The organism is Undibacterium hunanense (assembly GCF_014284335.1).
Classification (GTDB): Bacteria; Pseudomonadota; Gammaproteobacteria; order Burkholderiales; family Burkholderiaceae_D; genus Undibacterium; species Undibacterium hunanense.
This window is the reverse complement of sequence record NZ_JACOGF010000009.1, coordinates 45,189-68,346: the sequence shown is the minus strand read 5'-3', so window position 1 is coordinate 68,346 and position 23,158 is coordinate 45,189. Positions and strand designations below refer to the sequence as shown.

Here is a 23,158-nt window from a genome sequence, read left to right as displayed (position 1 = left end):
CTACTATGATGCCTATAGAAAAAAACAATGAGAAATTAGATTGCACACAATTTAATTGCGCGATATAGTTCATCCATGGCATTCGTAGCCACTCAATCAACCCGAACAAGGAGCAAGATAATGCAAGTACTTTACACAGCAAATGCAACAGCCACTGGTGGTCGTGATGGCCGTGCCGTTTCCAGCGACAATCAGCTGGAAGTCAAACTGACGACCCCAAAAGAACTCGGTGGCGCAGGTGGTGAAGGCACCAATCCAGAACAAATGTTTGCTGCCGGTTATTCCGCCTGTTTCATCGGTGCCATGAAATTTGTCGCAGCGGCCCAGAAAACAGCACTGCCGGCAGATACATCCGTCAATGGCCTGGTAGGCATAGGCCCGAATGGCAAGGGTGGTTTTGGTCTGGCCGTGACACTGAATGTCAGCCTGCCTGGCCTGGACCGTGCAGCAGCCGAAGCACTGGTACACAAGGCACATGAAGTTTGCCCATATTCCAACGCCACACGCGGCAATATTGATGTGACTTTGAATATTCTGTAATACCGCAGCAAAATATGCCGTCTGATGACGGTACAAGCTGTAAAAAATCCCCCGTCAGCAATGATCAATATTGATCTGACGGGGGATGTTTTTCATGCACATACACTACATCATGAAAATATCAATGATGATGCTCGGCCTCAGGGTGGTTCACCAGTTCCAGTACCGGGGCCGGTGTTTTCAGGCTCTTGCCGCTCTGCCCTTCAGCAGGTACTTCCACCCAGTCCAGCCTGCCCTTTTCACATAATTGCAGCACCTTGAAAGCCAGCTTGCCCGCAGTATCAGGCAGCTTTACCTGTATGGAAAATTCATCATAGTAAGCATCCGGCAAAGGGCCTCCGCTCCAGCTGACTTCACGTACGTCACGGCTGATGGTCTTGCCATGTGAGGTATAAGGTGTGCTGAGATTTTCTATCACCGTATCAATTTTCCAGCCAGCCTTGGGCATGGGTTTGGCACCGCTCACGGTTTCCGGCAAGATGACTGTCAGGGTATGCGTGGCACTGCCATCACAACCATGTCCCACCTTGAATGTCAGTTTCTGATAACTGCCAGCAGGCGCTTTTGCCTGATCCAGGGTAATGTGTGCAGATGCTGCCTGCGCGAATAAGGCGGCAAGTAAAATGAAACCCGATTTTTTCATACTTCTCCCCTTACATCTGAAGGCCTTGCCTGTTCAGGCAATTCAGGCAATTCAGACAATAAATGACCCGGCTTATTTTTTGTCATGTTCATGGTAACCGCCAATCAATGATGTGCAGCCTGGTTCAAGGGCTTTGCGATTGCCTTCACTTCCAGCGTTTCGCGTTTCTTGTCCTTGCCTTCGACGACCAGTACCAGCGGTACGATGTCACCATCCTTGATCTGGTTCTTTAAATCCATCAGCATGATATGAAATCCACCTGGTTTCAGCTCCACCGTTTTACCAGCGGGCAAATCAATGCTGTCTACCTGGCGCATTTTCATGATGTTGTCACTCATTTCCATTTTATGCATTTCTGCAATGCCAGCTGTCGGTGAACGTACTTCCACCAGTTTTGCATCTTTGACAGAACTGATCTGCATGAAAGCGCCACTGGCTTTTTGCTGGACCACAGTTGCACGCGCCCAGGCTTCTTTCACTGTTACCTGCGCCTGCACTGAAGTGATCAGGCCAGAAAACAACGCAGCAAGTACTGCCAGTTTATTGAAGTTTTTCATTTATTTATTCCTTTTCAAGTAATCCAGAATTCATGCAATTTCCAGCATGATGAATATTTTATTTCTAAGCCGCAGACTGCATCAGATTACGCAAATCTTCTGCACATTGTTCGGCCGTTTGTTCATGCTTCAGAGCAAGGCGGATTTTTCCATTGCCATCATAAACATAACTGATGGCAGTGTGGTCCATGGTGTAAGAACTTCCACTTGGCACCTTGTTGAAAAACACACGGAAAGCCTTGGCCACTTCAGTTATTTGCTGAAGATTACCCCATAAACCCAAAAATCCGGGATCAAATGCCCGCATATACTGCGCCAGCAATTCCGGGGTATCGCGTTCTGGGTCAATGGTAATAAAGATGACCTGCAAACGGCTGGCATCCTTGCCCAGCAATTTACGTATCAATACTGCCCTGCTTAAGGCAGTAGGGCAAATATCCGGACATTGTGTAAAGCCAAAAAAGATCAACAGGTATTTGTTTCTGAAATCTTTCAGGGAATAGGTCTTGCCGTCATGTCCTTGCAGATGAAAATCTGCCCCATATTCAGCACCCGTAATATCAATGCCATTAAATGTCACCGGTGGACGCTGGCAGGCCAGCAAACCCATGCCGCCCAGCCCAAACAGGCCAAGTAGCTCCAGGGCGTAACGTCGCTTCATTTTTGTGTTCCTTTCTGTGCTCATATCAGTCATCAGGATTCAATCCAGGCTTGAATTGAATCCTTTCACTATCGTGTGACTGCGTGCGTGTCTGCTTGCGTAACTTCGCCTATGACGGTGCTATGGCTGGAATGCTGCCATACCGCCATCATGTATTTAGGAAGATCAGCTATGAAAGACAGGCGGGGCGCGGGCTTGCGCATGTGCCCACGCTATCTGCGTGACAGGGGCATGATAAAACAGGGATGGGAAGAATTCGCTGAGCCTGCTGTCTGCAGGTTCAGGAAAAACAGGAGGCAGGAAAATGGAGTGATCATTGAGCGGCAGACACAGCGCGCAGTGACTAAATGCGTGCCCACCTGGCTGGCCAGTTTTGCCTTCAGCAAGCCTGACAATTTTACCGGTAGCCGTATCCAGCAGCGTCTTGCCGCTGGCACTGCACAGTTCCACCAGGCCAGGTGCCTGACTGATAGCAGTTGATCCCGACTCCCTGCCTGTCGCCAGGGATGGCAACAGGCCACTGAACAGCAATGCAAAACATGCAAGCCATATGGTGAAGTGCCGGAGTCGGTAAGAGATACGCATGGCAGGATTATAACCAACATGGCTGATAAGGGTCTGCCGGTCCAGGGAATAGAAAAAATTATTTTGAGTAAGTTGTGAATTTTTCTGGTGACTGGCGAATAAAAGTATATGCGTTCAGCGATTGCAGCCATAGCACAGGTCGCTGAATATTTATTTTCTTATTTGACACGTATTTGATTTCCATCAAATACGGCGGGGAGATGTCATGTCTGCTGTATACCGTATAGTATTTTTCATCTTTCTTTGCCTGCATGTTATCCATGCAAACGCACAAGCTGCTGGCACTGCTTTACCAAACCTGGACTCTATCCTGCAACAACACTATGCAGCGACAGGTGATTTTTCCAGGCTGCAATCCAGACGTGTCAAATTGCGCATCATCGGTATGGCGCCGTTTGAAATACCAAGCACGGTAGAAGCAAAACGCCCTAATCTGTTACGGCGTGATGTCTTTCTACAGGGGCAGGTGCAAAGCAGCGCCCACGATGGTAAGGATGCCTGGAAAATAGACCCTTTTCTTTCCAGCGGCAAACAGACCGTCAACATGCCCACTGATGAACTGCCTGCGCTGATTGAAGAAGCCTATTTTGACGGCATCCTGGTAGCGGCACAAAAATCCGGATTCCAGCTACGCTATCAGGGTGAAGAAAAACTTGATGGCAAGTCTGTCCATGTCATTAAAGTCAGCGTGCCGGGCACAGGTGAATCCAGCATTTATCTGGATGCCAGCAATTTTCTCGAAGTAAAACGCGTACAAAAACGACCTGTGATGGGACAGATGACAGAGCTGGAAATCTTCAGCATGGATTACCGTAAACAGGATGGACTACAACTACCCTTTCGCATAGAAATCGGCACCAAAGGTGCAAGTCAGCGCATGCGCATGATCATAGACCAGGTAGATAACAATCCCGTGATTGCAGCCTCCCGTTTTCAGCGCCCTGCGGGCAATTGAATTGCCACAGACCTTACTTCTGATCTGGAAACTTTCATGCACACTGCCATGCACTCCATCACACATACACGCACGCAGCATACCGCTTTAACCACCAGCAGTACGGACCGTCTGCATGGACTGGATGCCCTGCGCGCATTTGCCCTGTTGCTGGGTGTACTCTTGCATGCAAGCATGTCCTTCCTGCCGGGTGCTCAGTTTTTCTGGGTAGTCAGTGATCATGAAAAAAGTGCTGTCCTGGGACCTGTATTTTTCATGATTCATGTTTTCAGGATGCCTTTGTTTTTCATGCTTGCCGGTTTTTTTGCGCATATGGGTTTACAGAAAAAAGGTGTGTCCGGTTTCATCAAAGACAGGGGCCGACGCATCGCCCTGCCCTTGCTTACAGGCTGGCCGCTGATCTTCAGCGCCATCATTGCAGCCGTGGTGCTGGCGGCCTGGATCAAGTCGGGCGGCAACTTGCCCAGGCAATCTCCACCAGGCCCGCGCTTCACACCTGACAGTTTCCCGCTGGCTCATCTGTGGTTTCTGTACATGCTATTGCTGTTGTATATACCATCTGTAGCGCTGTGGGTACTGTGGAGAAGCCAGCAAACCAGCGGTATGGTCAGGTGGCTGAACAAGGCCGGTACACTGATCATGGCCAGCCTGACTGGCTGGGCGGCCCCTTTCCTGCTGGCCCTGCCGGTTGCCCTGGCTTTGTTTTATACGCCTTACTGGATCAACTGGTTTGGTGTACCCACACCAGATCAGTCACTCTATCCGGGGCGAGCGGCCTGGGTCAGTTTCGGTATGGCGTTCGGTCTTGGCTGGCTGCTATGGTCTGAGCAAAGTGTTTTTAATGGCTGGAAAAAACGCTGGACCTGGCATCTGCTGATGGCATTTTCTCTCACCAGTTATTGCCTGCTGCTTGCTGGCATGGTGCCACGACTGATGCCAGCACCCCACGACTTGAACAAGCTGCTATACGCCTTCCTGTATGCCGCTGCTGCATGGCATTTCTGCTTTGGGCTTACGGGTCTGGGCTTGTGCTACCTGACCCAGTACAAGCCCGTACTGCGCTATATTGCTGATGCGTCGTACTGGATTTACCTGATGCATCTGCCGCTGGTCATGGCAACCCAGGCATGTGTGTCACGCAGCGACTGGCACTGGCTATTCAAACTGACGGTAATTATGGGCAGCACTTTATTGCTGACACTGCTCAGCTATCACTGGCTGGTAAGATACACCTGGCTGGGTGCTGTGTTGAATGGCAAACGTGCCCAGCGAACAGACAGGGCCCGATAACATGGATGAAGCACTCTTCCTGCAACAACTGGCAGCGCACAAGCGTCTGCTGTACAAGATTGCCTATAGTTATTGCCGTAATGCAGAAGACCGGCGCGATCTGGTGCAGGACATGGTGATGCAGTTGTGGCGTTCGTTTCGCAGCTTTGACCAGCGCGTCCTGTTTTCCACCTGGATGTACCGCATCGCCATGAATGTCGCCATTTCGCACTACCGCAGCGAAACACGGCAATTGCGTGACACCTTGCCACTGGAAGAATTTGGCCTGGACATTGCAGAAGCAGATCAGCTCTTCAATGCACAAAGCGACAATATACGCACCCTGGACAAACTCATCAGCGAACTTGATGAACTCAATCGCGCCCTGATCCTGCTCTTCATGGATGGTTACAGCAATGATGAAATTGCCGCCATCATGGGACTGACTACCAGCAATGTCGCCACCCGCATGAGTCGTATCAAACAGAAATTACAAAGTCGTTTTGCAGAAGGAAATTAAGATGAATCTCGATCTTTTAAAAACCGAATGGCAAGCCAGGGATAAGGGCCTGGAACAGGCTGTCAGGCTGAATACCCAGATGTTGCGATTATCCCTGCTGGAACAGCACAGGCGCGAAATCAGCAAATGGGGCTGGACAGACAAATATGAAATCATTGCCGGCACCCCCGTGTTGATTTACCTGATCTGGTTTCTGTCGCATTACATCACGGACCTGAAATTTGCCCTGCCTGCCCTGACCATACTGGCATGGACCATCGCCATGCCCCTGCTTAACCATCAACAGCGGCATGCCTTGCAAGACCTGGATTTTGCACAGCCCATCACTAGCGTGCAAAGACAACTGGCAGAACTGAAAGCCGGGCGGCTCAAGCTGTTCAAATGGGCGTTCCTGCTGGGGCAAATTGTCTGGTTCATTCCGTTTTTGCTGGTGCTTTTCAAGGGTGTGTTTGGCGTGGACCTGTATCAAAAAACCGAGAACTTCATCATCCCCAGCCTGATGGTCAGCCTGATGTTCATCCCGCTGGCGATAGGTATTTCCAAGCTGCTGTCAGGACGGTTGAGTCGCTCGGCAAGCTTCCAGGCGCTTACCGATTCGCTGGCAGGCGAAGATTATAAACAGACCAGGCATTTCTTAAAGACACTGGCGCAGTTTGAAGAAATGCCTGCAGAAAGCAAAACTGATGCGACATCCAGCCATTGAGTCCATCACCTGCAAAACGCGTTCAATTACAATTGCTCATAGTCGTATGCTAACCAAATTTTCTAACCAAGCTTTGGTTTGCGAGTGTTACTGTCACTTGAGTACGCAAGCAAAGTCAGCCAGAACCAGCATGGCCGATTACCAGCCCTTAATGTAGGTTCACCTGATAGATCAGACAAGCCAGACAAACCAGATGAAGACCATGATTCCCCATTACAGCCAGCAGCAAGTCCGTGCCGCATTGCCCTACGCAAGACTGATTCCTGCCTTGCGCCAAGCGTTCACGGAAGACATGATCGCCCCCAGGCGACATGCGCATACCCTGTCAGAGGCGGATAATTCCAGTCTTTTGCTGATGCCGGTCTGGCAAAGCCACGGGCACCTGGGAGTGAAACTGGTGACGGTTGCCCCGCACAATACCAGCCTGCCCTCGGTACATGCGATCTTTGTTTTGTTTGATACGCAAACCGGTGCGCCGCTGGCCCTGATGGATGGCGAAGAACTGACCCTGCGTCGCACAGCTGCCGCTTCAGCACTGGCATCATCGTTTGCATCCCGAAGCGACAGTCAGCGTCTGCTGCTGGTCGGCAATGGCAGCCTGGCTCCACACATTGCGGTTGCACATTGCCATACCCGGCCTGTCAGCCATATCAGCATCTGGGGACGATCAGGCGATAAATCTGCACTGACTGCCAGGATGCTGCGTGAACATGCCGAGCTGCCTGCAACTGTCCATATTGAAGTGGTAAGTGACCTGGCAGCTGCCTGCTCGCAGGCCGACATCATCTCCTGTGTGACCACCAGCAAGACCCCGGTGGTACTGGGTGAACATGTGAAGGCAGGCACACATGTGGATCTGGTGGGTGGATTTCGCCCCGATATGCGTGAAGTGGACGATGCCCTGATGCACAAGGCCACTGTCTACGTGGATACGTACGCAGGCGCTCTGGCAGAGGCGGGGGACCTGACGCAAACCCTGACCAATGGAAGCCTGGCCAGATCAGCCATCGTTGCGGAACTGGCCGAACTCTGTGCAGGCCAACATCCCGGAAGAACGCAAGCAACAGACATCAGTGTGTTTAAATCGGTGGGAACGGCGATAGAAGATTTATGTGCCGCCAACCTGGTCTGGGAAAGTCTGGCTGCCAACGCCTAAAGCGTCATACAGCCATTTTTCGTTCAAGTCAGCCAGCATGGCTGAGTAGCCAGATGGGGCAATGCTGATCAGGTCTTGGAGAAGCCACCAAGCAAGGCTGCTTTTCTTTGTGGCTTGGCTGTAGTGCCTGCCTTGCCGTCTGTTGCATCTGCCACTGGTGTGGCGGCAGAGGCGCTAGGTTCGTAAGGCTTAAGGAACCAGGGATCGATTTTTTCTCTTGGCGGTTGAAAACTGCGTGTTGGCCTGTCACTTCTGTCGGCACGATCAGTCCGTTCTGTGCGTTCGGTACGCTCAGCGCCTCTTTCGCCACCACGGTCAGCGCGTTCACGCGGCGCACGGTGTTCAGCCTGATGTACGGATGTAGCAACAAAACCAGCCAGGTTCAGGCGCACGATCTTTTGCTTGATCATTTTTTCGATATCGATCAGCAAACGCTCATCCTGATCGGTATGCAGGGAAATCGCATCCCCTTTGGCACCGGCACGACCAGTACGGCCTATGCGGTGTACATAGTCTTCGGCGTTATATGGCAAATCAAAATTGATGACGCAAGGCAGTTCTGCAATATCCAGTCCACGTGCAGCCACGTCAGTCGCCACCAGCACCTCAACTTCGCCCTGCTTGAAGGCTTCCAGTGCAGCCATGCGTTCTTGCTGTGACTTGTCACCATGAATTGCCGATGCCTTGACACCCTGTTTGACCAGATGTACAGCCAGACGTGATGCACCTATCTTGGTATTGGAAAAGACAATCACCTGTTTCAAGCCGCGTTCGCGGATGATAAAGGATACGGCATCGCGTTTTTCTTCCGTCGACACCTTATACAGAATCTGCGTGACATTGTCAGCCGTGGCATTGCTGCGTGCCACTTCTATCGTCTGCGGATTGGTCAAAAAGCTGGCTGCAAGCTTTTTGATTTCCTGTGAAAAGGTAGCGGAGAACATCAGGTTCTGGCGCTTTTTAGGCAGCAGATTGATGATGCGTTGCAGATCAGGCAAAAAGCCCATGTCCAGCATGCGATCGGCTTCATCCATGACCAGGATCTGGGTCTGGGACAGGTTGATGGTTTTTTGCTGCACATGATCCAGCAGGCGCCCAGGCGTGGCAATCACGATTTCAACGCCGGAACGCAGGGCCGCAACTTGCGGTGCCATATCCATCCCACCAAACACGACTGTAGAACGCAGGGGTGTATGGCGAGAATAGGCTTTCACGTTTTCAGCGACCTGATCAGCCAGCTCACGGGTAGGCGTCAGTATCAGCGCGCGCACCGGGTGGCGTGCCGGTGATGCACTGGTATTCGCATGCGCCAGCAGCAACTGGATAATGGGCAGGGAAAAGCCGGCGGTCTTGCCAGTGCCGGTTTGTGCCGCACCCATGACGTCACGCCCTTGCAGAACAACCGGAATAGCCTGTTCTTGTATAGGTGTGGGGTGGACATAACCCTGATCAGTCAGGGCACGCAAAATATCCGGCGACAGGCCGAAATCAGCAAACTTCACGTCTGGTGTAGTTTGCCCGGGGACAGGTATAGCTGGGGACTTGATATCAGTCATGGTATTTGGTGGGCCTCCCGTGAGTCGAACACGGTACCAACGGATTATGAGTCCGCTGCTCTAACCAACATGAGCTAGAGGCCCAATTCTTTCTGCAAGCTCTGCCTGCTTTAATCTGAGGATAATCCAGGATTGGAAAAATACTTCAGGTTTGCAGGAAAAGCCCGATGCTGCCACCTGCAAAATACTGTGCCTACCTACTAAAAACTCAGCACAATATCAATTGAATGGGCACCGAAAAAACCGACGCCCATTGTACAACATTAATTACCTTCTAGGAAGCTCTTCAGCTTATCAGAACGCGAAGGATGACGTAATTTACGCAATGCCTTGGCTTCTATCTGACGAATACGCTCCCTGGTCACGTCAAATTGTTTACCCACTTCTTCCAGAGTATGGTCGGTAGACATTTCAACGCCAAAACGCATGCGCAGTACTTTTGCTTCACGCGGTGTCAGTGAATCCAGCACATCCTTGACGACATTACGCATGGATGCATGCAGGGCTGCATCAGCCGGAGCCAGTGTATGGTTATCTTCAATGAAATCACCCAGGTGCGAATCGTCATCGTCACCGATCGGTGTTTCCATGGAAATTGGCTCTTTCGCAATCTTCATGATCTTGCGAATCTTATCTTCCGGCATTTCCATCTTGATCGCCAGGGTAGCCGGATCCGGCTCGACGCCTGTTTCCTGCAAGATCTGGCGTGAGATACGATTCATTTTATTGATCGTTTCTATCATGTGCACTGGAATACGGATGGTACGTGCCTGATCAGCGATGGAACGGGTAATCGCCTGACGTATCCACCAGGTGGCGTACGTCGAGAACTTGTAACCACGACGGTATTCAAACTTGTCCACTGCCTTCATCAAACCGATATTGCCTTCCTGGATCAAATCCAGGAATTGCAAACCACGATTCGTGTATTTCTTGGCGATGGAAATTACCAGACGCAAGTTGGCCTCGGTCATTTCACGCTTGGCCTTGCGCGCTTTCATCTCACCAGCAGACATCTTTTTATTGATGTTGCGCAGATCAGGCAAAGGCAATACAACGCGGGCCTGCAAATCAATCAGTTTTTGCTGCAGTTGTTGTACTGAAGGGATATTACGACCCAGCACAGCACTGTAGGAATGACCGGAATTCACTTCGCCTTCAACCCAGCTCAGATTGGTTTCATTACCAGGGAAGACTTTGATGAAATGCGAACGCGGCATACCGCAGCGATTAACCACCACTTCAAGTATCTGTTTTTCCACATGGCGTACTTCATCTACCTGGCCACGCAAGGTATCGCACAGTTTTTCAACCACTTTGGCAGTAAAGCGTATGCCCAGCAATTCACCGGAAATCGCTTCCTGTGCCTTGATGTAAGACTTGGAGTTATAGCCTTCTTTTTCGAAGGACTTGCGCATTTTTTCAAAATTCGTCGCAATGATTTCGAATTTTGCCAGCGAATCACGTTTCAGTTGTTCCAGCTGTTCTGCAGAAATGGCAGCTGCACCGGCGGCGCCACCATCATCATCTTCCTCATCTTCTTCTTCGTCTTCTTCTTCGTCTTCTTCTGACTCTTCTTCGACGACGACAACCGCAGCAACAGGCGCAGACTCTTCCGTCGCATTCGGATCCACAAGGCCATCGACGATTTCATCGATCTTGATTTCATCGGCTGCAATACGGTCAGCCGCAGCCAGGATTTCAGCAATCGTGGTTGGACAGGCAGAAATCGCCTGTATCATGTCTTTCAGGCCTTCTTCGATTTTTTTCGCGATGACGATCTCGCCTTCGCGCGTCAGCAACTCAACCGAACCCATTTCACGCATATACATGCGTACCGGATCAGTGGTGCGACCAAAATCGGAATCGACCGTGGACAACGCAGCTTCAGCAGCGGCTTCCACTTCATCATCATCGGTCGTGACAGTGACGACGTTATCCGACAACAACAGGGTTTCTGCATCGGGGGCCTGTTCATACACAGCCACACCCATGTCATTGAAGGTACCGATGATGCCTTCAATCGCTTCCGGATCAACGACGTTTTCCGGCAAGTGATCATTGATTTCAGCGAACGTCAGATAGCCGCGATCCTTACCCAGCTTGATCAGAGTTTTCAGTTTCTGGCGACGGCGTTCGAGTTCTTCTTCTGTGGCTTCCGGATCAGATGAGAAAGCATCTTTCAGCAAAGCTTTTTCCTTGGCTTTGCGATCTTTTGCCTTGGCCTTGTCTATCGCTTTCATCTCAGCGCGTTCTACCGCGTTCAATGCAGCGATTTCTTCATTCTCTGGCTGATATTCCTTAGGCTTGCGACCACGACGACCAGGCACCTTCACTCCAGGCAATACATAGCCGGAAGTGTCAATGGCGGCAAGCACCGCAGCATCGGTAGTCTGGCTTACGGTAGGCGCAGAACCGGTCTTGATTTCCTGCACCTCTGGTGCAGCTTTTGCTGAATTCTTGGTTGGCTTAGTCACTGTCTTTGAATCGGTTTTGTTAATTGTCACAGAAGCTTTCGATGATACGGATACTGGTTCTGGCTGAGGCCTGGCTAGTGCTGCACTCTTGGCTTTTCCACTTGCCTGAGAACTGGCCGCTTCTGCAGGCAAATTCTCTTTTCTTGCCGGGGGTTTCGCATTCTTGCCGCTCACGTCCTTACCAGCCGTTTTTGTCGCAGACCTGGACTCTTCAACATCCACGTCTTTGGCTTTTGCTGCCGCCTTCAATACTGCTTTACTTGCTACCTGTTTCGTTGCCTGTGGTGTCACTGCAACCGTATTCTTTATTACTTTAGGCGCTTTAACGTCTTTCGCAACCCCTTTTTTCTCGAGCACTTTTTCCGCAGTCTTCACCTGCTTGCTACCGGACTTTGATGCGGGCGGCGTAACGACAGCGGTTTTACCCGGCTTGCCGGCAACCACCTTTACAGATGCCTTCGCTGCTGCATTGCTGCCTGCACTTGCCGCTTTCGCGGTGCTGGCAACGGTCTTTACCGTTTTTGTTACGGCCGTGGCCTGCGCTTTTTTGGGCGCGGTAGTCACGGTTTTCTTAACCGTAGTGGATGCCAGGGTTTTCGCGGGTTTCTTCATTGCGTTAGCCATTGAATCAAACCATCCGGAACTGAGGAAGTCGCCTGTGTGGATTTCACAAAAAAGAAAATGCGCTGCCATCAGATCTTGCGACCTGCATCGCAGAGCAAACTCTTGTTTGTTTCAGACTTCCCGAGTCTCAGCGCCAGTGTTTTGGGTTACTCGGAGGAGCATTACACTCACCTAAACAACACATTCCACGCAAATGCCAAGAGCTTTGCCCAGAATGAAACAACCTAAGACCTTGAATCGAAAGCCTTTAATTATAACACGCGAGCGTACTTTACTCCAGCCCAAGACTATGCCATATAGCTATTTCCTGAACAAAATTTAGGCAATATCAAAGCAGTTACAGGCATTTCAATACAGTTTTGCACACAAAAAATTGCCAAATGGTTTAGCAAAATGTGCAATCAGCGCAATAATTCTTCAAGTATGCACAGCAATTGATGGCGAAAGCCGCAATAACAAGGGCCAGGTCAAGCAATCATCAAGCCAGCAACGAAAAAACCTCTGGAATTTATCTAAAAGCAACACAGAGGCAGGATAAACGAGCTCAAACCACCACCTCAGCGATTGGCGGCTTCAGCCTCTGCCTCTTTACGCAATTGCCCCTGCAACAACATAATTTCGCGATAACGGGCAATATCTGCTTCTTCACGCAGGCCACGCGCAGCCAGCGCGTCCAGTTCTGACCGCAATACCTGAAAACGCACCTGGCGTATGGCGCCAGACAATTCCTGCCTGACCATGTCGATATCGGTTTCGGTCTGCTCAGCCACTTCGGCAATCAATGCATCAAAATCAGATCCACTGGCGCGTAACTGTTCTGCCAGGGCAGCAAACTGGGCATGCTCACCCATGCTTTGTGCTATCGCCACCAGTTGCCCCAGCATGGCAGCACCGTCAGGCGCCAACATGGCGGCATCCGTCAGCATGCTGTCATCCAGCATCAATGCCAGCGAAGGATGCGCCACCAGAATGCGGATAATCTGTCGCTCCAGCCCCACAGGCGCACTGCGCTTGGATTTGGGCGGCGCCAGTTTCTGGCGCGCTACCGGCTGACTCAATTCAAACATGGTTTCAATTTCTGCCGGACTGGTCTGCGTCACCTGCGCCAGATTACGCACCAGTTGCAAACGCAGGCCGGAAGGCTGCATCGCCTGCAACAAAGGCTTGGCATCAAACTGTGTTCTGGCTCGCCCTTCTGCCGTCGTCAGGTCATTGTCACCTATGGTTTCACGCATGAAGAATTGCGACAGCGGCATGGCATCATGCACTTCCTGCTCAAAGGCTTCAGCACCAAATTCACGAATGAAACTGTCCGGATCATGCTCGGTCGGCAAGAACAAAAACTTGATGATCTTGTCGTCGTTTGCATGCGGCAGACAGGCATCCAGCGCGCGCCTTGCGGCACGACGCCCGGCACTGTCACCATCAAAACTAAAAATTACGTGATCCGTCTGACGCAGGAGTTTTTGCACATGGGTGGGCGTACAGGCCGTTCCCAAAGTGGCCACGGCTTGCGGGAAACCCATTTGCGCCAATGCCACCACATCCATATAACCTTCTGTCACCAACACGTAACCAGCTTCGCGTATCGGCTGGCGCGCTTCAAACAGACCGTATAACTCAAAGCTTTTTTGAAACAAGGGGGTTTCTGGCGAATTCAGGTATTTAGGTTCGCCCTGCTCCATGATGCGACCGCCAAAACCGATCACCTGCCCCTTGGTATTACGGATCGGGAACATGACGCGATCACGAAAACGGTCATAGCGCTTGCGCCCGCCGCCCTCTTCTTCGCTCTTGTCTATCACCAGACCAGCCTCAACCAGCGAAGCATCGCCATAATCATTGAAGACAGAACGCAAGCCATCCCAGGCATCAGGTGCAAAACCCAGCCCGAAACGCGCCGCCACCTCACCGGTCAAACCACGTTTTTTCAGATACGCAATAGCTTGTGGCGCAGTACGCAATTGCTGCTTGTAATATTCACCGGCCTTGGTCATGACTTCGGACAGGGCCAGACTTTTTGCCTGCACTTCTGCCCTTTGTGCCGGCAGCATGCGATCTTCTTCCGGCACGATCATGCCATTGCTTTGCGCCAGATCGCGAATCGCATCGACATAACTGAGGCCGGAATATTCCATCAAAAATCCGATGGAACTGCCATGCGCACCACAGCCAAAGCAATGATAAAACTGCTTGGTCGGACTTACTGTAAAACTGGGGGATTTTTCATTATGAAAGGGGCACAAACCCATGTAGTTTGCGCCACCTTTTTTTAACTGCACGTATTTACCCACCACGTCGACAATGTCAACGCGGGCCAGTAGATCCTGGATAAAACTCTGAGGTATCAAAGCAGGATGCCAGCAAATGAATTCAACACGCGCGGCGCCGGCAAATTATTTTGCCAGTGCCGCCTTAACCAAACCAGACACCTTGCCCATATCGGCACGACCGGCCAGCCTGGTTTTCAATACATCGATGACTTTGCGCATGTCTTGCGGACCAACAGCACCGGTTTCAGCCACAGCGGCAGCCACGGCAGCCTGCACTTCTTCATCTGACAGAGCAGCAGGCATGTACTTCGACAAAATTTCCAGCTCAGCTTTTTCTATGTCTGCCAGATCCTGGCGACCACCGGCTTCAAACTGCGTGATGGAGTCTTTGCGCTGCTTGATCATTTTTTCTATGATCACCAACACCATGCCATCGTCCAGTTCTATGCGCTCATCCACTTCTTTTTGCTTCATGGCAGCAGTCAACAGGCGGATGGTGCCCAGTTTGGCTGTTTCTTTGGCACGCATTGCGGCCTTCATGTCGTCGGTGATCTGTTCTTTTAAAGTCATGGCCAACCCCTGATATTAATTAATCAAATAGTAGTCAAACAATCGTCGAATAACATTTCGACAAAAACAACAAAGCCCGCTGCGGCTGACCGGAGCGGGCATGCAAACCTAAGCAGATAACCGCGATGTACCCGGCAAACCAACCGCCGAACACAACAACAGGATTAGTACATCTTCTTAGGCAATTGCTGACTACGAATACGTTTGTAGTGACGCTTAACAGCAGCAGCCAGCTTACGCTTGCGTTCCGCTGTTGGCTTCTCGTAGAACTCGCGAGCGCGCAATTCGGTCAACAGACCGGTCTTTTCGATAGTGCGCTTGAAGCGGCGCATGGCGACTTCGAACGGCTCGTTTTCTTTAAGGCGAATTGTGGTCATGTAAGTTCAAACCATGGAAAGATTTATAGGAAGACCGAGATATTAACAGGAAAATTAGATTAATGGAAGAAGCTTGATTAAATCTTGCGCAAATACTTGCAGGGGCCGGTAATAAAAGCCTGCGCAACGTCAGATCAACATCCCTGTTCTTCTTTGATTTATGGGAGTATAGGCAAATACTTAACCGTTTCCCCTCCTGCAACAATAGCCTGAAATTTATACTCCCTACAGTATAAAGCAAATCAAGGTCTTATGCAAAAACACAACGTCCAGGCTACATTACACCGACAGGCCAGCGGCAGTGCCCGATGCCCAGGCCCACTGGAAATTATATCCACCCAGCCAGCCAGTCACATCCACCGCCTCACCTATAAAATACAGGCCAGGCACTTTATTGCTCATCATGCTTTGCTGTGACAATTCACGGGTATCAACACCACCTCGCGTCACCTCGGCCTTGCGATATCCTTCGGAGCCATTCGGCACCAGTTCCCAGCGATTCAGTTTTTCACCTATCAGGCGCAGGCGCTTGTCAGGCATATCGGCCACCTTTGCGTCACCGGCAAAACCGTGCGCCAGCAGCAAGCCATCCACCAGCCGGGCCGGCAGGTATTGCGATAAATGATTGGCCAGATTTTTCTTGATCGTGGTCTTGTTTTCCACCAGGTCCTGCGCCACATCGATTTCGGGCAAAAGATTAATGCGCAAGGCTTTGCCAGATTCCCAGAAGCTGGATATCTGCAAGACCGCCGGACCAGACAGGCCACGGTGGGTAAACAATAAATCTTCCCTGAATACGGTACGTGCTTTTTTCTCACCGGTTTCTATATCCACCTCCAGCGAAATACCGGACAAGGGCACAAATGGCTCCCATGCCGTGGCGTCAAAAGTCAATGGCACCAGCGCCGGGCGCGTCTCTATGATTTTCAAGCCAAACTGACGCGCAATTTTATGGGCAAAATCAGTTGCACCTATCTTCGGTATGGATAAACCGCCAGTAGCAATCACCACCTGCCCTGCCTTCACTTCACCGGCACCAGTATGCAAGATAAATCCCTGACCATCCTGCTGTACATCGTCCACCTTGCAGCCCATGCGCCATTCCACTTTACCGGCGTCACATTCAGTTTTCAACATGCGTATGACATCTTCTGCACTGTCATCACAAAACAACTGGCCCTTGTGTTTTTCATGCCAGGCAATGTGATGGCGCTTCATCAGCGTCAGGAAGTCTTGCGGGGTATAACGCGAGAGTGCACTTTTACAAAAATGTGGATTCTCTGACAAAAAATTAGCCGGCGTCGCATGCAGGTTAGTGAAATTGCAGCGTCCCCCACCAGAGATACGGATTTTTTCTGCCAGGCGATCTGCGTGGTCTATCAACACCACGCGCTTGCCACGCTGACCGGCGACTGCTGCACACATCAAACCGGCAGCACCGGCGCCGATAACGGCAAGATCAAACTGTTTGCTCATGGCTTTTTACTTTCACAAAATTCAGGCGAGATTGTAGCGCAGGGCATGCAGGCTCGTCCGCAAACAGGAATCCTTGCATTCCAATCCGGAATAATTCCTGTGTACGAATCAAGCTCATTGAGCGGGTTATAGAGCGGGTTATAGAGCTACTGATCAAGCTACTTGGCAGGCAAACCCCTTGCCTGATTTTTACAGCAGCCATCCTTTGCATGCATCAGAAAACAGGACCCATTGCTGTAACATCTTGATACACAAATGCTGCTCATTTTTCCAATGTCATAATTGATTTGAAAACTGTGCCGTCGTTTCACGTATCGATTAAATCAGACGCACCAAATCACTTGCCTGACGCACCAAAAAAACGCAAATCAGTTTTGCGTCAAATCAAGCGCATCCCTGTTTGAAATACACAACATATTTCTTCCAAAAAGCGCATTTACTTATAATCAAATAAGTAATTCTTGACTTGTTTCTGGCCAAGAGAGATAACAACAACGCAGCCACGCAAACGATTACGCAAACGATTGCGATGGTTCTTGTAGCGAAATTTTATTTCACCACGCCCCATTTCAGGGATGGTGCATATGCACCATGCCAGAACACCCTCGATTAACATCATTTTGGGAACATACCTATGCGCAAAACTATTTCTCAGCAACTACACAAGGGAGTCGGGCTGAGCGCCGTTGCCCTGGCCGTTGCTGCCGCCTTCCCCATGCAAGCTGCCTGGGCCCAGGACGCCAAGCCTGAAGCCAAAAATGACGGTACACAACTGGAAACAGTGATCGTTACTGCTAACCGCCGCGCAGAAAACATCAAGGAAGTCCCGATGTCCATTTCCGCCATCAAGGGCGAAGCACTGGATACCTACAATGCCAGCGGCCAGGATATTCGCTTCCTTGCAGCCCGCGTACCCAGCCTGAATGTGGAATCCGACTTTGGTCGTACTTTCCCGCGTTTCTATATCCGCGGCCTGGGTAACACCGATTTCGATTTGAATGCATCCCAGCCAGTAGGCTTGGTCTATGATGACGTCGTACAGGAAAGCCCGATGCTGAAAGGCTTCCCGGTATTTGACGTGGATCAGGTTGAAATTCTGCGTGGCCCACAAGGTACGCTGTTTGGCCGTAACTCCCCTGCCGGTGTATTGAAGTTTGACTCTGCCAAGCCAACTCGCCGCTTTGAAGGTTATGCCAACGTCGGTTTTGGTAATTACAAGGCCATCAATCTGGAAGGTGCCGTCAACGTTCCCTTGAGTCCAGACTGGGCAATGCGCTTCTCTGGTCAGTCACAGACCCGTGATGACCGCGTCACCAATCCACGCTCCACTGGCGAGAAAAACCTCGAAGGTTATCGCGACAATGCAGCACGCCTGCAATTCGCGTACAAAAATGGTGACTTCAGCGCCCTGATCAATCTGCATGGCCGCGACATGTCCGGCAATGCCACCCTGTTCCGCGCCAACATCATACAAAAGGGTACGAATGAACTGGTGCCCGGCTTTGACTATGGCAGCTACCCGACTGACGGTCTGAACACCCAAACCTTGAAATCGTCCGGCGGCAGCCTGCGTCTGCGCTGGGATTTGCCAGGCATCAGCCTGCATTCCATCACAGCTTATGACAAAGCGAAGTTCTACAGCCGCGCTGACGTTGACGGTGGCTATGGTGCCTCCTTCGCATCCAGCATGGGCCCGGGCTTTATCCCCTTCCCGTCAGAAACAGCCGATGGCTTGCCTAGTCTGAAACAGATCACGCAAGAATTCCGCGTTGAATCGAATACAAAAGACCCATTGCAATGGATAGGTGGTCTGTATTATTTCAGCGAAGAACTGCAGGTAGACAGTTTTGACTACAATTCCCTGGCACCAGGCAATCCACAAGATGGTTATGCAGTACAACATCAGAATGCCAAATCCTGGGCAGCCTTCGGCACTGTCAACTATGCAGTGACTGAACAGTTCAAACTGCGCGGCGGCTTGCGTTATACCAGTGACAAAAAAGACTTTGATGCGCAACGCACCTGGACACCTGGCACTGCATTCGGCACACCAGGCACGCCAGTACTCAGAGCTAATCCATCTGCCACCAACATCAGCTGGGATTTGGGTGCCAATTACACGCTGGACAAGGCAACGTCCGTCTTTGCGCGTATCGCCACCGGCTATCGCGCCCCAAGTATCCAGGGCCGAGTTCTGTTTGGTGACAGCATCTCTGTAGCCAACTCTGAAAAAACCCTGTCTTTCGAAGCCGGTATCAAGAAAGACATCCTGGATAACACAGCACGTGTCAGCGCTACGGTATTCCAGTACACAGCTAAGGACCTGCAATTGACCGCAGGTAGCGGCGGCGTGAACCAGAATAAACTGGTGAATGCGGACAAAGCCGTCGGTCAGGGCTTTGAAATGGATTTGCAGGCCAACCTGAGCCGCAACTGGAAAACTACCGTCGGCATCAGCTACAACGATACTGAAATCAAGGACGACAAACTGTTCGTCGCCCCATGCGGTAACGGCTGTACAGTCACCAATCCTGCCGGCCCGGTCAAAGGCACGGTACTGATCGGTGGCAATCCCCTGCCACGCGCACCGAAGTGGGTAGGTAACTTCTCACTGCGTTATTCCACACAGATCGGCGAAGGCACGCTGTACGCCAACACCGACTGGTCTTACAAGGACAGCTACAACATGTTCCTGTATGAAGCCAAGGAATACCGCGCCAAGTCCCTGCTGGAAGGCGGCGTACGCGTGGGCTATATGTGGGCAGATGGCAAGTATGAACTGGCAGCTTACGGTCGCAACATCACCAACAAGCAACAGGTCGTCGCCGCCATTGATTTCAACAACCTCACAGGTATCCTGAACGAACCACGCAGCTACGGCGTGCAATTCAAGGCCAACTTCTGATAGTCTGTTAAGCATAAAAAAACGCCGGATTATTCCGGCGTTTTTTTATGTCTGTACATCAGTCATTTAGTTAAGTTGAGTTGAATTTGCTTGAGTTTAGTTGAGTATTGCCTTCAACAACTCACTCCCTCATCCACCTTATCATGGCCGGAAAAGCCTCCTTCCCCTCCTTCTCCGCCCGCACCGCTCCCAGACTCAATCCCGCCCATTCCAAAAACGGCAAACCAATATATGTCCCCGCTTCGAAGGTCTCGATCAACCAGGCTGAATCATCTTTATATCCGTCGCCGTGAAACACAAAATCCAGCGGCAAATCCAGTTCGCGCGCAGCGGCAAACGACCACAATATGGCGGCAATTTCTTCTCCCTGCGGTGGCCAGTCCTTATCCTGCTCTGCACTGCCGATCAAGGCACGCTGGGATGAGGGTGTCACCGCCAGATGTCCCGCTTCATGCACCATGTCACCGGGATATTTCAGCCGGCCATAGTCGACATAAATACAGCCTGGGCCAAGATCAAGGCCAGGCAAAAATGTGGTGTGCAATAACTCGCGCTCTATGACCTTGACACCGATCCGATCCAGAAAACGCAGGACTGTTTTCAGACGCGGGTCATCCCTGATGAGGTTGATGTTGGTATCGGCCAAATCCAGTTCCATGATGTGTCGGGTTTTAAGTCAGGTTTTAAGTCGGGTATTACGTCTGTTCTTGCAATGATTGCGCCACCGTAACGCAATGCTCGACCTGGGCAGCGATATTCTCTGGCACGGCAATTTCACCTGCCAGCACGGCCCGTATCCAGGCCGCGGTGGTAGCTGCCTCAATGCTTTCGGGCACCTGTGGCACCTCCGCCAGGGGTTCTTGTTGCACGGGCACCAGAGTCTTCAGTTGCCGCTGATGGAACCAGTCTATCTGTTGCGCACGTCCGGTGCTGGCTACTGTTTCGCCTTCGGTACCACGCATCAAAAAGACATCACCGGCTTCAACCGGTGCACAGCCTGAAAAATAGTCTTTCAGCATGATCAGATATTCTGGATGCGTGTAGGAACTCAGGCGCAGGGCCGGCACAGCAAAAGGCTGCAAGATCTTCACCAGCGTGTGGGTGGAATTGCGCACCCCCAGAATACGCCGCAAGCTCAGCAAATGGGCCATGGCAGGCGACAAGACATCAACCGGCATGAAGGCAGGCTGCAGTTGCTGCATCTGCTCCAGCGCCTGTTCTGCGGTCGTTACCAGCGGCAAACCCAGAGCCTGGAATATTTCAGCCGTGGCGACACGATCCGTGTCGGTACGCACTCCGTGCACCAGTACCGGCACGCCACGTTTTGCCAGCAGCAAGGCCAGCAAAGGCGTCAAATTGGCTTTTTTGCGTGCGCCGTTATACGTAGGAATGATGACCGGCGCATAAGCGCTGCCTGCCGGTGCCTGCATGGGCAACATATATGGCTGCGCTGCCTGCAAAAAACCTGCAATTTCTTCTATCGATTCGCCCTTGATGCGCATGGCCAGCAAGATTCCCCCCATTTCCAGGTCAGAAACCCTGCCTGCCAGCATGGCGGTATATAAGGTGGCGGCATCGGCCTGCGTCATGCTACGTGCACCATCCTTGCCGCGCCCGATCTCTTTGATGAATTTGGCGGCAGCCAGGGGCGCGGTCACGCCTGTCAGGTCTGTGGCGCTGGTAGCGTTAAATGGCAAGAACTTCAAACCGTTTTCTCCAAAAGTTTCTGGATGAAACGCCATTCATCCGCCGTTACCGGGGTAATCGACAAACGGCTGCCTTTTTGCAGCACCGTCATGTTTTCCAGTTGCGGATAAGTCCTGAGTTCAGCCAGGCTCAGCAAACGGGTTTTACGTTTGGCCTTGACATCCACCATCATCCAGCGTGGGGTTTCCTGCGTAGCCTTGGGGTCAAAGTATTTGCTGTCTTTTTCAAACTGGGTGTGATCCGGATAAGCCGTGCTGGCCACTTCAGCCAAACCGGCTATACCAGGTTCCGGGCAACTGGAATGGTAGAACAGCACACCATCACCGACACGCATACCGTCGCGCATGAAATTGCGCGCCTGGTAATTGCGCACACCAAACCAGGGAATGCTGGGCAGCGCCAGCACATCATCGATGCTGATCTCATCCGGCTCAGACTTCATTAACCAATAGGCCATGGCAGAATAGTTGAAAAATCAAAAGGAAATTGTCGCACATTTCTTAATGTTTTTTCATTCAAGGCACAAGGATGGACAGAAATAAGCCGCACACTCTACAGACTATCCCCCTGCGCCTGCCCGCCAAATCCGGAACAACATCCTCCCCCTCACATCAGAACACAATGACTATATATGCTCCGTGTGCATGCGCTGCGTGAATACTGGAAGTGACAGAAGTCATACGATTACATGCCGTCATGCGAAATGCCACGCAAAAATGGACGGACAAAGAAAAACGGCTGTCATTAAATGACAGCCGTTCTGATATAAGTCCCCACCGATGCCGCTATGCCGGCATCCTGAACCTGGCGGTTCAAGTTGGCCACAGTCAGTTCAACTTCGGGTTCATCGGACTAGCGACGCTCACACCAATCGAACAATTTCCACGGCCTATGCACATAAATGGTTCAAGGAATATATGGCATTGGCGAACACGGTAGGGATCTAAAGTGTAACCCCAAATGGCAGTTTTCTGCCAGCTATTTTGATTAAATTAAATAATAGCGGATGCAATCAAAATAGTTTTTCTTGTGGGGTCAGCGCATGATCCATGGTCTCGTGCATGTCATTAATCTTTTGCTTGACTTCTGCCAATGACATACCAGAGAGCGGGCCCTCGGGTGATTTGGTTGCCAGCAGCTCGGTCGTCATGCTCAGTGCAGCCATGACAGCAATCCTGTCATTGCCTTTGACCTTGGCCGCATCGCGTATGGTCGACATCTTGCCGTCAAGATAGGCGGCGGCTTCACGCAGGGCACGGTCTTCACCATTCTTGCAACTCAGCTTATAGCTTTGCCCCATGATGGTGACGTCGACCTGTATCAGTTTGGCTTCGCTCATGCTGCTTCCTTGTCATTCAATACCTCGGCTGGCAATTGGGCCAGCAAGGCAGCAACACGATCATGTGCCTGATGCATGCGTTGTTGCAGGTCTGCATTTTGCGTCGTCAGGGACGTCACGTCATTCCTCAGCCCCGCATTTTCGCTGCGTAAGGCATGAGCCAGCTCGGCAAGCCGCGCTACTTTTTCTGCAAGCAATTCGAAATCGGAAATCATCATGTCTCGGTAGTAAGGATCTGGAACTCAGCCTTTAATTATACGAGTAA

Annotated in this window: 22 protein-coding genes, 1 tRNA gene and 1 other RNA gene; 7 read left to right on the top strand and 17 right to left on the bottom strand. The window is 51.2% G+C overall.

Annotated features, from left to right (window positions below; all coding sequences use genetic code 11):
• Nucleotides 1-120: 120 nt before the first annotated feature.
• Nucleotides 121-540: an organic hydroperoxide resistance protein gene (locus H8L32_RS17390; protein WP_186948533.1), complete on the top strand. Its 420-nt coding sequence runs from the start codon at nucleotides 121-123 to the stop codon at nucleotides 538-540.
• 121 nt (nucleotides 541-661) lie between these two features.
• Here the strand turns inward: H8L32_RS17390 and H8L32_RS17385 are convergent, their stop codons facing one another.
• The 4 genes from H8L32_RS17385 to H8L32_RS17370 form a co-directional block, all read right to left on the bottom strand.
• Nucleotides 662-1,183, bottom strand: coding sequence for a YcnI family copper-binding membrane protein (locus H8L32_RS17385; RefSeq protein ID WP_186948532.1), 522 nt, complete (start codon nucleotides 1,181-1,183; stop codon nucleotides 662-664).
• Nucleotides 1,184-1,287: 104 nt separating this feature from the next.
• Nucleotides 1,288-1,740 (bottom strand): copper chaperone PCu(A)C, encoded by a 453-nt coding sequence (locus H8L32_RS17380; RefSeq protein WP_186948531.1) that lies wholly within the window; start codon nucleotides 1,738-1,740, stop codon nucleotides 1,288-1,290.
• A 64-nt stretch (nucleotides 1,741-1,804) separates the two neighbouring features.
• Complete coding sequence (locus H8L32_RS17375) at nucleotides 1,805-2,401, bottom strand: SCO family protein (RefSeq protein ID WP_230412283.1); 597 nt, start codon at nucleotides 2,399-2,401, stop codon at nucleotides 1,805-1,807.
• Nucleotides 2,402-2,566: 165 nt separating this feature from the next.
• Nucleotides 2,567-2,986 carry a DUF2946 domain-containing protein gene (locus H8L32_RS17370; RefSeq protein WP_186948530.1) on the bottom strand — a complete coding sequence of 140 codons (420 nt, stop codon included), beginning with the start codon at nucleotides 2,984-2,986 and terminating at the stop codon, nucleotides 2,567-2,569.
• Between the two features lie 205 nt (nucleotides 2,987-3,191).
• Between H8L32_RS17370 and H8L32_RS17365 the strand changes: the two genes are divergently transcribed.
• The 5 genes from H8L32_RS17365 to lhpI all read left to right on the top strand — a co-directional run bounded on the left by H8L32_RS17365 (nucleotide 3,192) and on the right by lhpI (nucleotide 7,589).
• Entirely contained in the window at nucleotides 3,192-3,941 is a 750-nt protein-coding gene (locus tag H8L32_RS17365) for a LolA family protein (RefSeq protein WP_186948529.1), read from the top strand.
• Between the two features lie 36 nt (nucleotides 3,942-3,977).
• A complete protein-coding gene (locus tag H8L32_RS17360; RefSeq protein ID WP_186948528.1) occupies nucleotides 3,978-5,231 on the top strand; it encodes an acyltransferase family protein in 1,254 nt (417 codons plus the stop codon).
• Between the two features lies 1 nt (nucleotide 5,232).
• Nucleotides 5,233-5,730: an RNA polymerase sigma factor gene (locus tag H8L32_RS17355; protein ID WP_186948527.1), complete on the top strand. Its 498-nt coding sequence runs from the start codon at nucleotides 5,233-5,235 to the stop codon at nucleotides 5,728-5,730.
• Nucleotide 5,731: 1 nt separating this feature from the next.
• On the top strand, nucleotides 5,732-6,433 hold the full coding sequence (locus tag H8L32_RS17350) for a hypothetical protein (protein WP_186948526.1): 702 nt from the start codon (nucleotides 5,732-5,734) through the stop codon (nucleotides 6,431-6,433).
• A gap of 202 nt (nucleotides 6,434-6,635) precedes the next feature.
• Nucleotides 6,636-7,589: a bifunctional Delta(1)-pyrroline-2-carboxylate/Delta(1)-piperideine-2-carboxylate reductase gene (lhpI, locus tag H8L32_RS17345; protein ID WP_186948525.1), complete on the top strand. Its 954-nt coding sequence runs from the start codon at nucleotides 6,636-6,638 to the stop codon at nucleotides 7,587-7,589.
• A gap of 68 nt (nucleotides 7,590-7,657) precedes the next feature.
• On the opposite strand, the gene H8L32_RS17340 is transcribed toward lhpI, so the two are convergent.
• From H8L32_RS17340 to H8L32_RS17310, 7 genes are all read right to left on the bottom strand, one after another.
• Nucleotides 7,658-9,145, bottom strand: a complete 1,488-nt coding sequence (locus H8L32_RS17340) for a DEAD/DEAH box helicase (protein WP_186948524.1) — start codon at nucleotides 9,143-9,145, stop codon at nucleotides 7,658-7,660.
• A gap of 6 nt (nucleotides 9,146-9,151) precedes the next feature.
• Nucleotides 9,152-9,229: transfer RNA gene (locus H8L32_RS17335), tRNA-Ile, on the bottom strand.
• 179 nt (nucleotides 9,230-9,408) lie between these two features.
• Nucleotides 9,409-11,580, bottom strand: a complete 2,172-nt coding sequence (gene rpoD / locus H8L32_RS17330) for an RNA polymerase sigma factor RpoD (RefSeq protein WP_408058946.1) — start codon at nucleotides 11,578-11,580, stop codon at nucleotides 9,409-9,411.
• Nucleotides 11,581-12,803: 1,223 nt separating this feature from the next.
• On the bottom strand, nucleotides 12,804-14,597 hold the full coding sequence (gene dnaG, locus H8L32_RS17325) for a DNA primase (protein WP_186948523.1): 1,794 nt from the start codon (nucleotides 14,595-14,597) through the stop codon (nucleotides 12,804-12,806).
• A gap of 45 nt (nucleotides 14,598-14,642) precedes the next feature.
• On the bottom strand, nucleotides 14,643-15,089 hold the full coding sequence (locus tag H8L32_RS17320; RefSeq protein WP_186948522.1) for a GatB/YqeY domain-containing protein: 447 nt from the start codon (nucleotides 15,087-15,089) through the stop codon (nucleotides 14,643-14,645).
• A 164-nt stretch (nucleotides 15,090-15,253) separates the two neighbouring features.
• Complete coding sequence (gene rpsU, locus H8L32_RS17315) at nucleotides 15,254-15,466, bottom strand: 30S ribosomal protein S21 (RefSeq protein WP_005877634.1); 213 nt, start codon at nucleotides 15,464-15,466, stop codon at nucleotides 15,254-15,256.
• A gap of 279 nt (nucleotides 15,467-15,745) precedes the next feature.
• Complete coding sequence (locus H8L32_RS17310; RefSeq protein WP_186948521.1) at nucleotides 15,746-16,942, bottom strand: BaiN/RdsA family NAD(P)/FAD-dependent oxidoreductase; 1,197 nt, start codon at nucleotides 16,940-16,942, stop codon at nucleotides 15,746-15,748.
• A 634-nt stretch (nucleotides 16,943-17,576) separates the two neighbouring features.
• Here H8L32_RS17310 and H8L32_RS17305 point away from each other — a divergent pair.
• Nucleotides 17,577-19,847, top strand: a complete 2,271-nt coding sequence (locus tag H8L32_RS17305) for a TonB-dependent receptor (RefSeq protein ID WP_230412282.1) — start codon at nucleotides 17,577-17,579, stop codon at nucleotides 19,845-19,847.
• 121 nt (nucleotides 19,848-19,968) lie between these two features.
• On the opposite strand, the gene H8L32_RS17300 is transcribed toward H8L32_RS17305, so the two are convergent.
• From H8L32_RS17300 to H8L32_RS17275, 6 genes are all read right to left on the bottom strand, one after another.
• Nucleotides 19,969-20,505 (bottom strand): hypothetical protein, encoded by a 537-nt coding sequence (locus tag H8L32_RS17300; RefSeq protein ID WP_186948520.1) that lies wholly within the window; start codon nucleotides 20,503-20,505, stop codon nucleotides 19,969-19,971.
• A 37-nt stretch (nucleotides 20,506-20,542) separates the two neighbouring features.
• Nucleotides 20,543-21,553, bottom strand: a complete 1,011-nt coding sequence (gene ybiB / locus H8L32_RS17295; protein ID WP_408058942.1) for a DNA-binding protein YbiB — start codon at nucleotides 21,551-21,553, stop codon at nucleotides 20,543-20,545.
• Entirely contained in the window at nucleotides 21,550-22,011 is a 462-nt protein-coding gene (locus H8L32_RS17290; RefSeq protein ID WP_186948518.1) for an EVE domain-containing protein, read from the bottom strand. The genes ybiB and H8L32_RS17290 overlap by 4 nt, the downstream gene beginning before the upstream one ends.
• A 309-nt stretch (nucleotides 22,012-22,320) precedes the next feature.
• Nucleotides 22,321-22,499: non-coding RNA, 6S RNA (ssrS, locus tag H8L32_RS17285), on the bottom strand.
• A 67-nt stretch (nucleotides 22,500-22,566) separates the two neighbouring features.
• Nucleotides 22,567-22,878 (bottom strand): cell division protein ZapA, encoded by a 312-nt coding sequence (locus H8L32_RS17280; protein ID WP_186948712.1) that lies wholly within the window; start codon nucleotides 22,876-22,878, stop codon nucleotides 22,567-22,569.
• A gap of 11 nt (nucleotides 22,879-22,889) precedes the next feature.
• Complete coding sequence (locus tag H8L32_RS17275; protein ID WP_186948517.1) at nucleotides 22,890-23,108, bottom strand: DUF904 domain-containing protein; 219 nt, start codon at nucleotides 23,106-23,108, stop codon at nucleotides 22,890-22,892.
• Nucleotides 23,109-23,158: the final 50 nt, after the last annotated feature.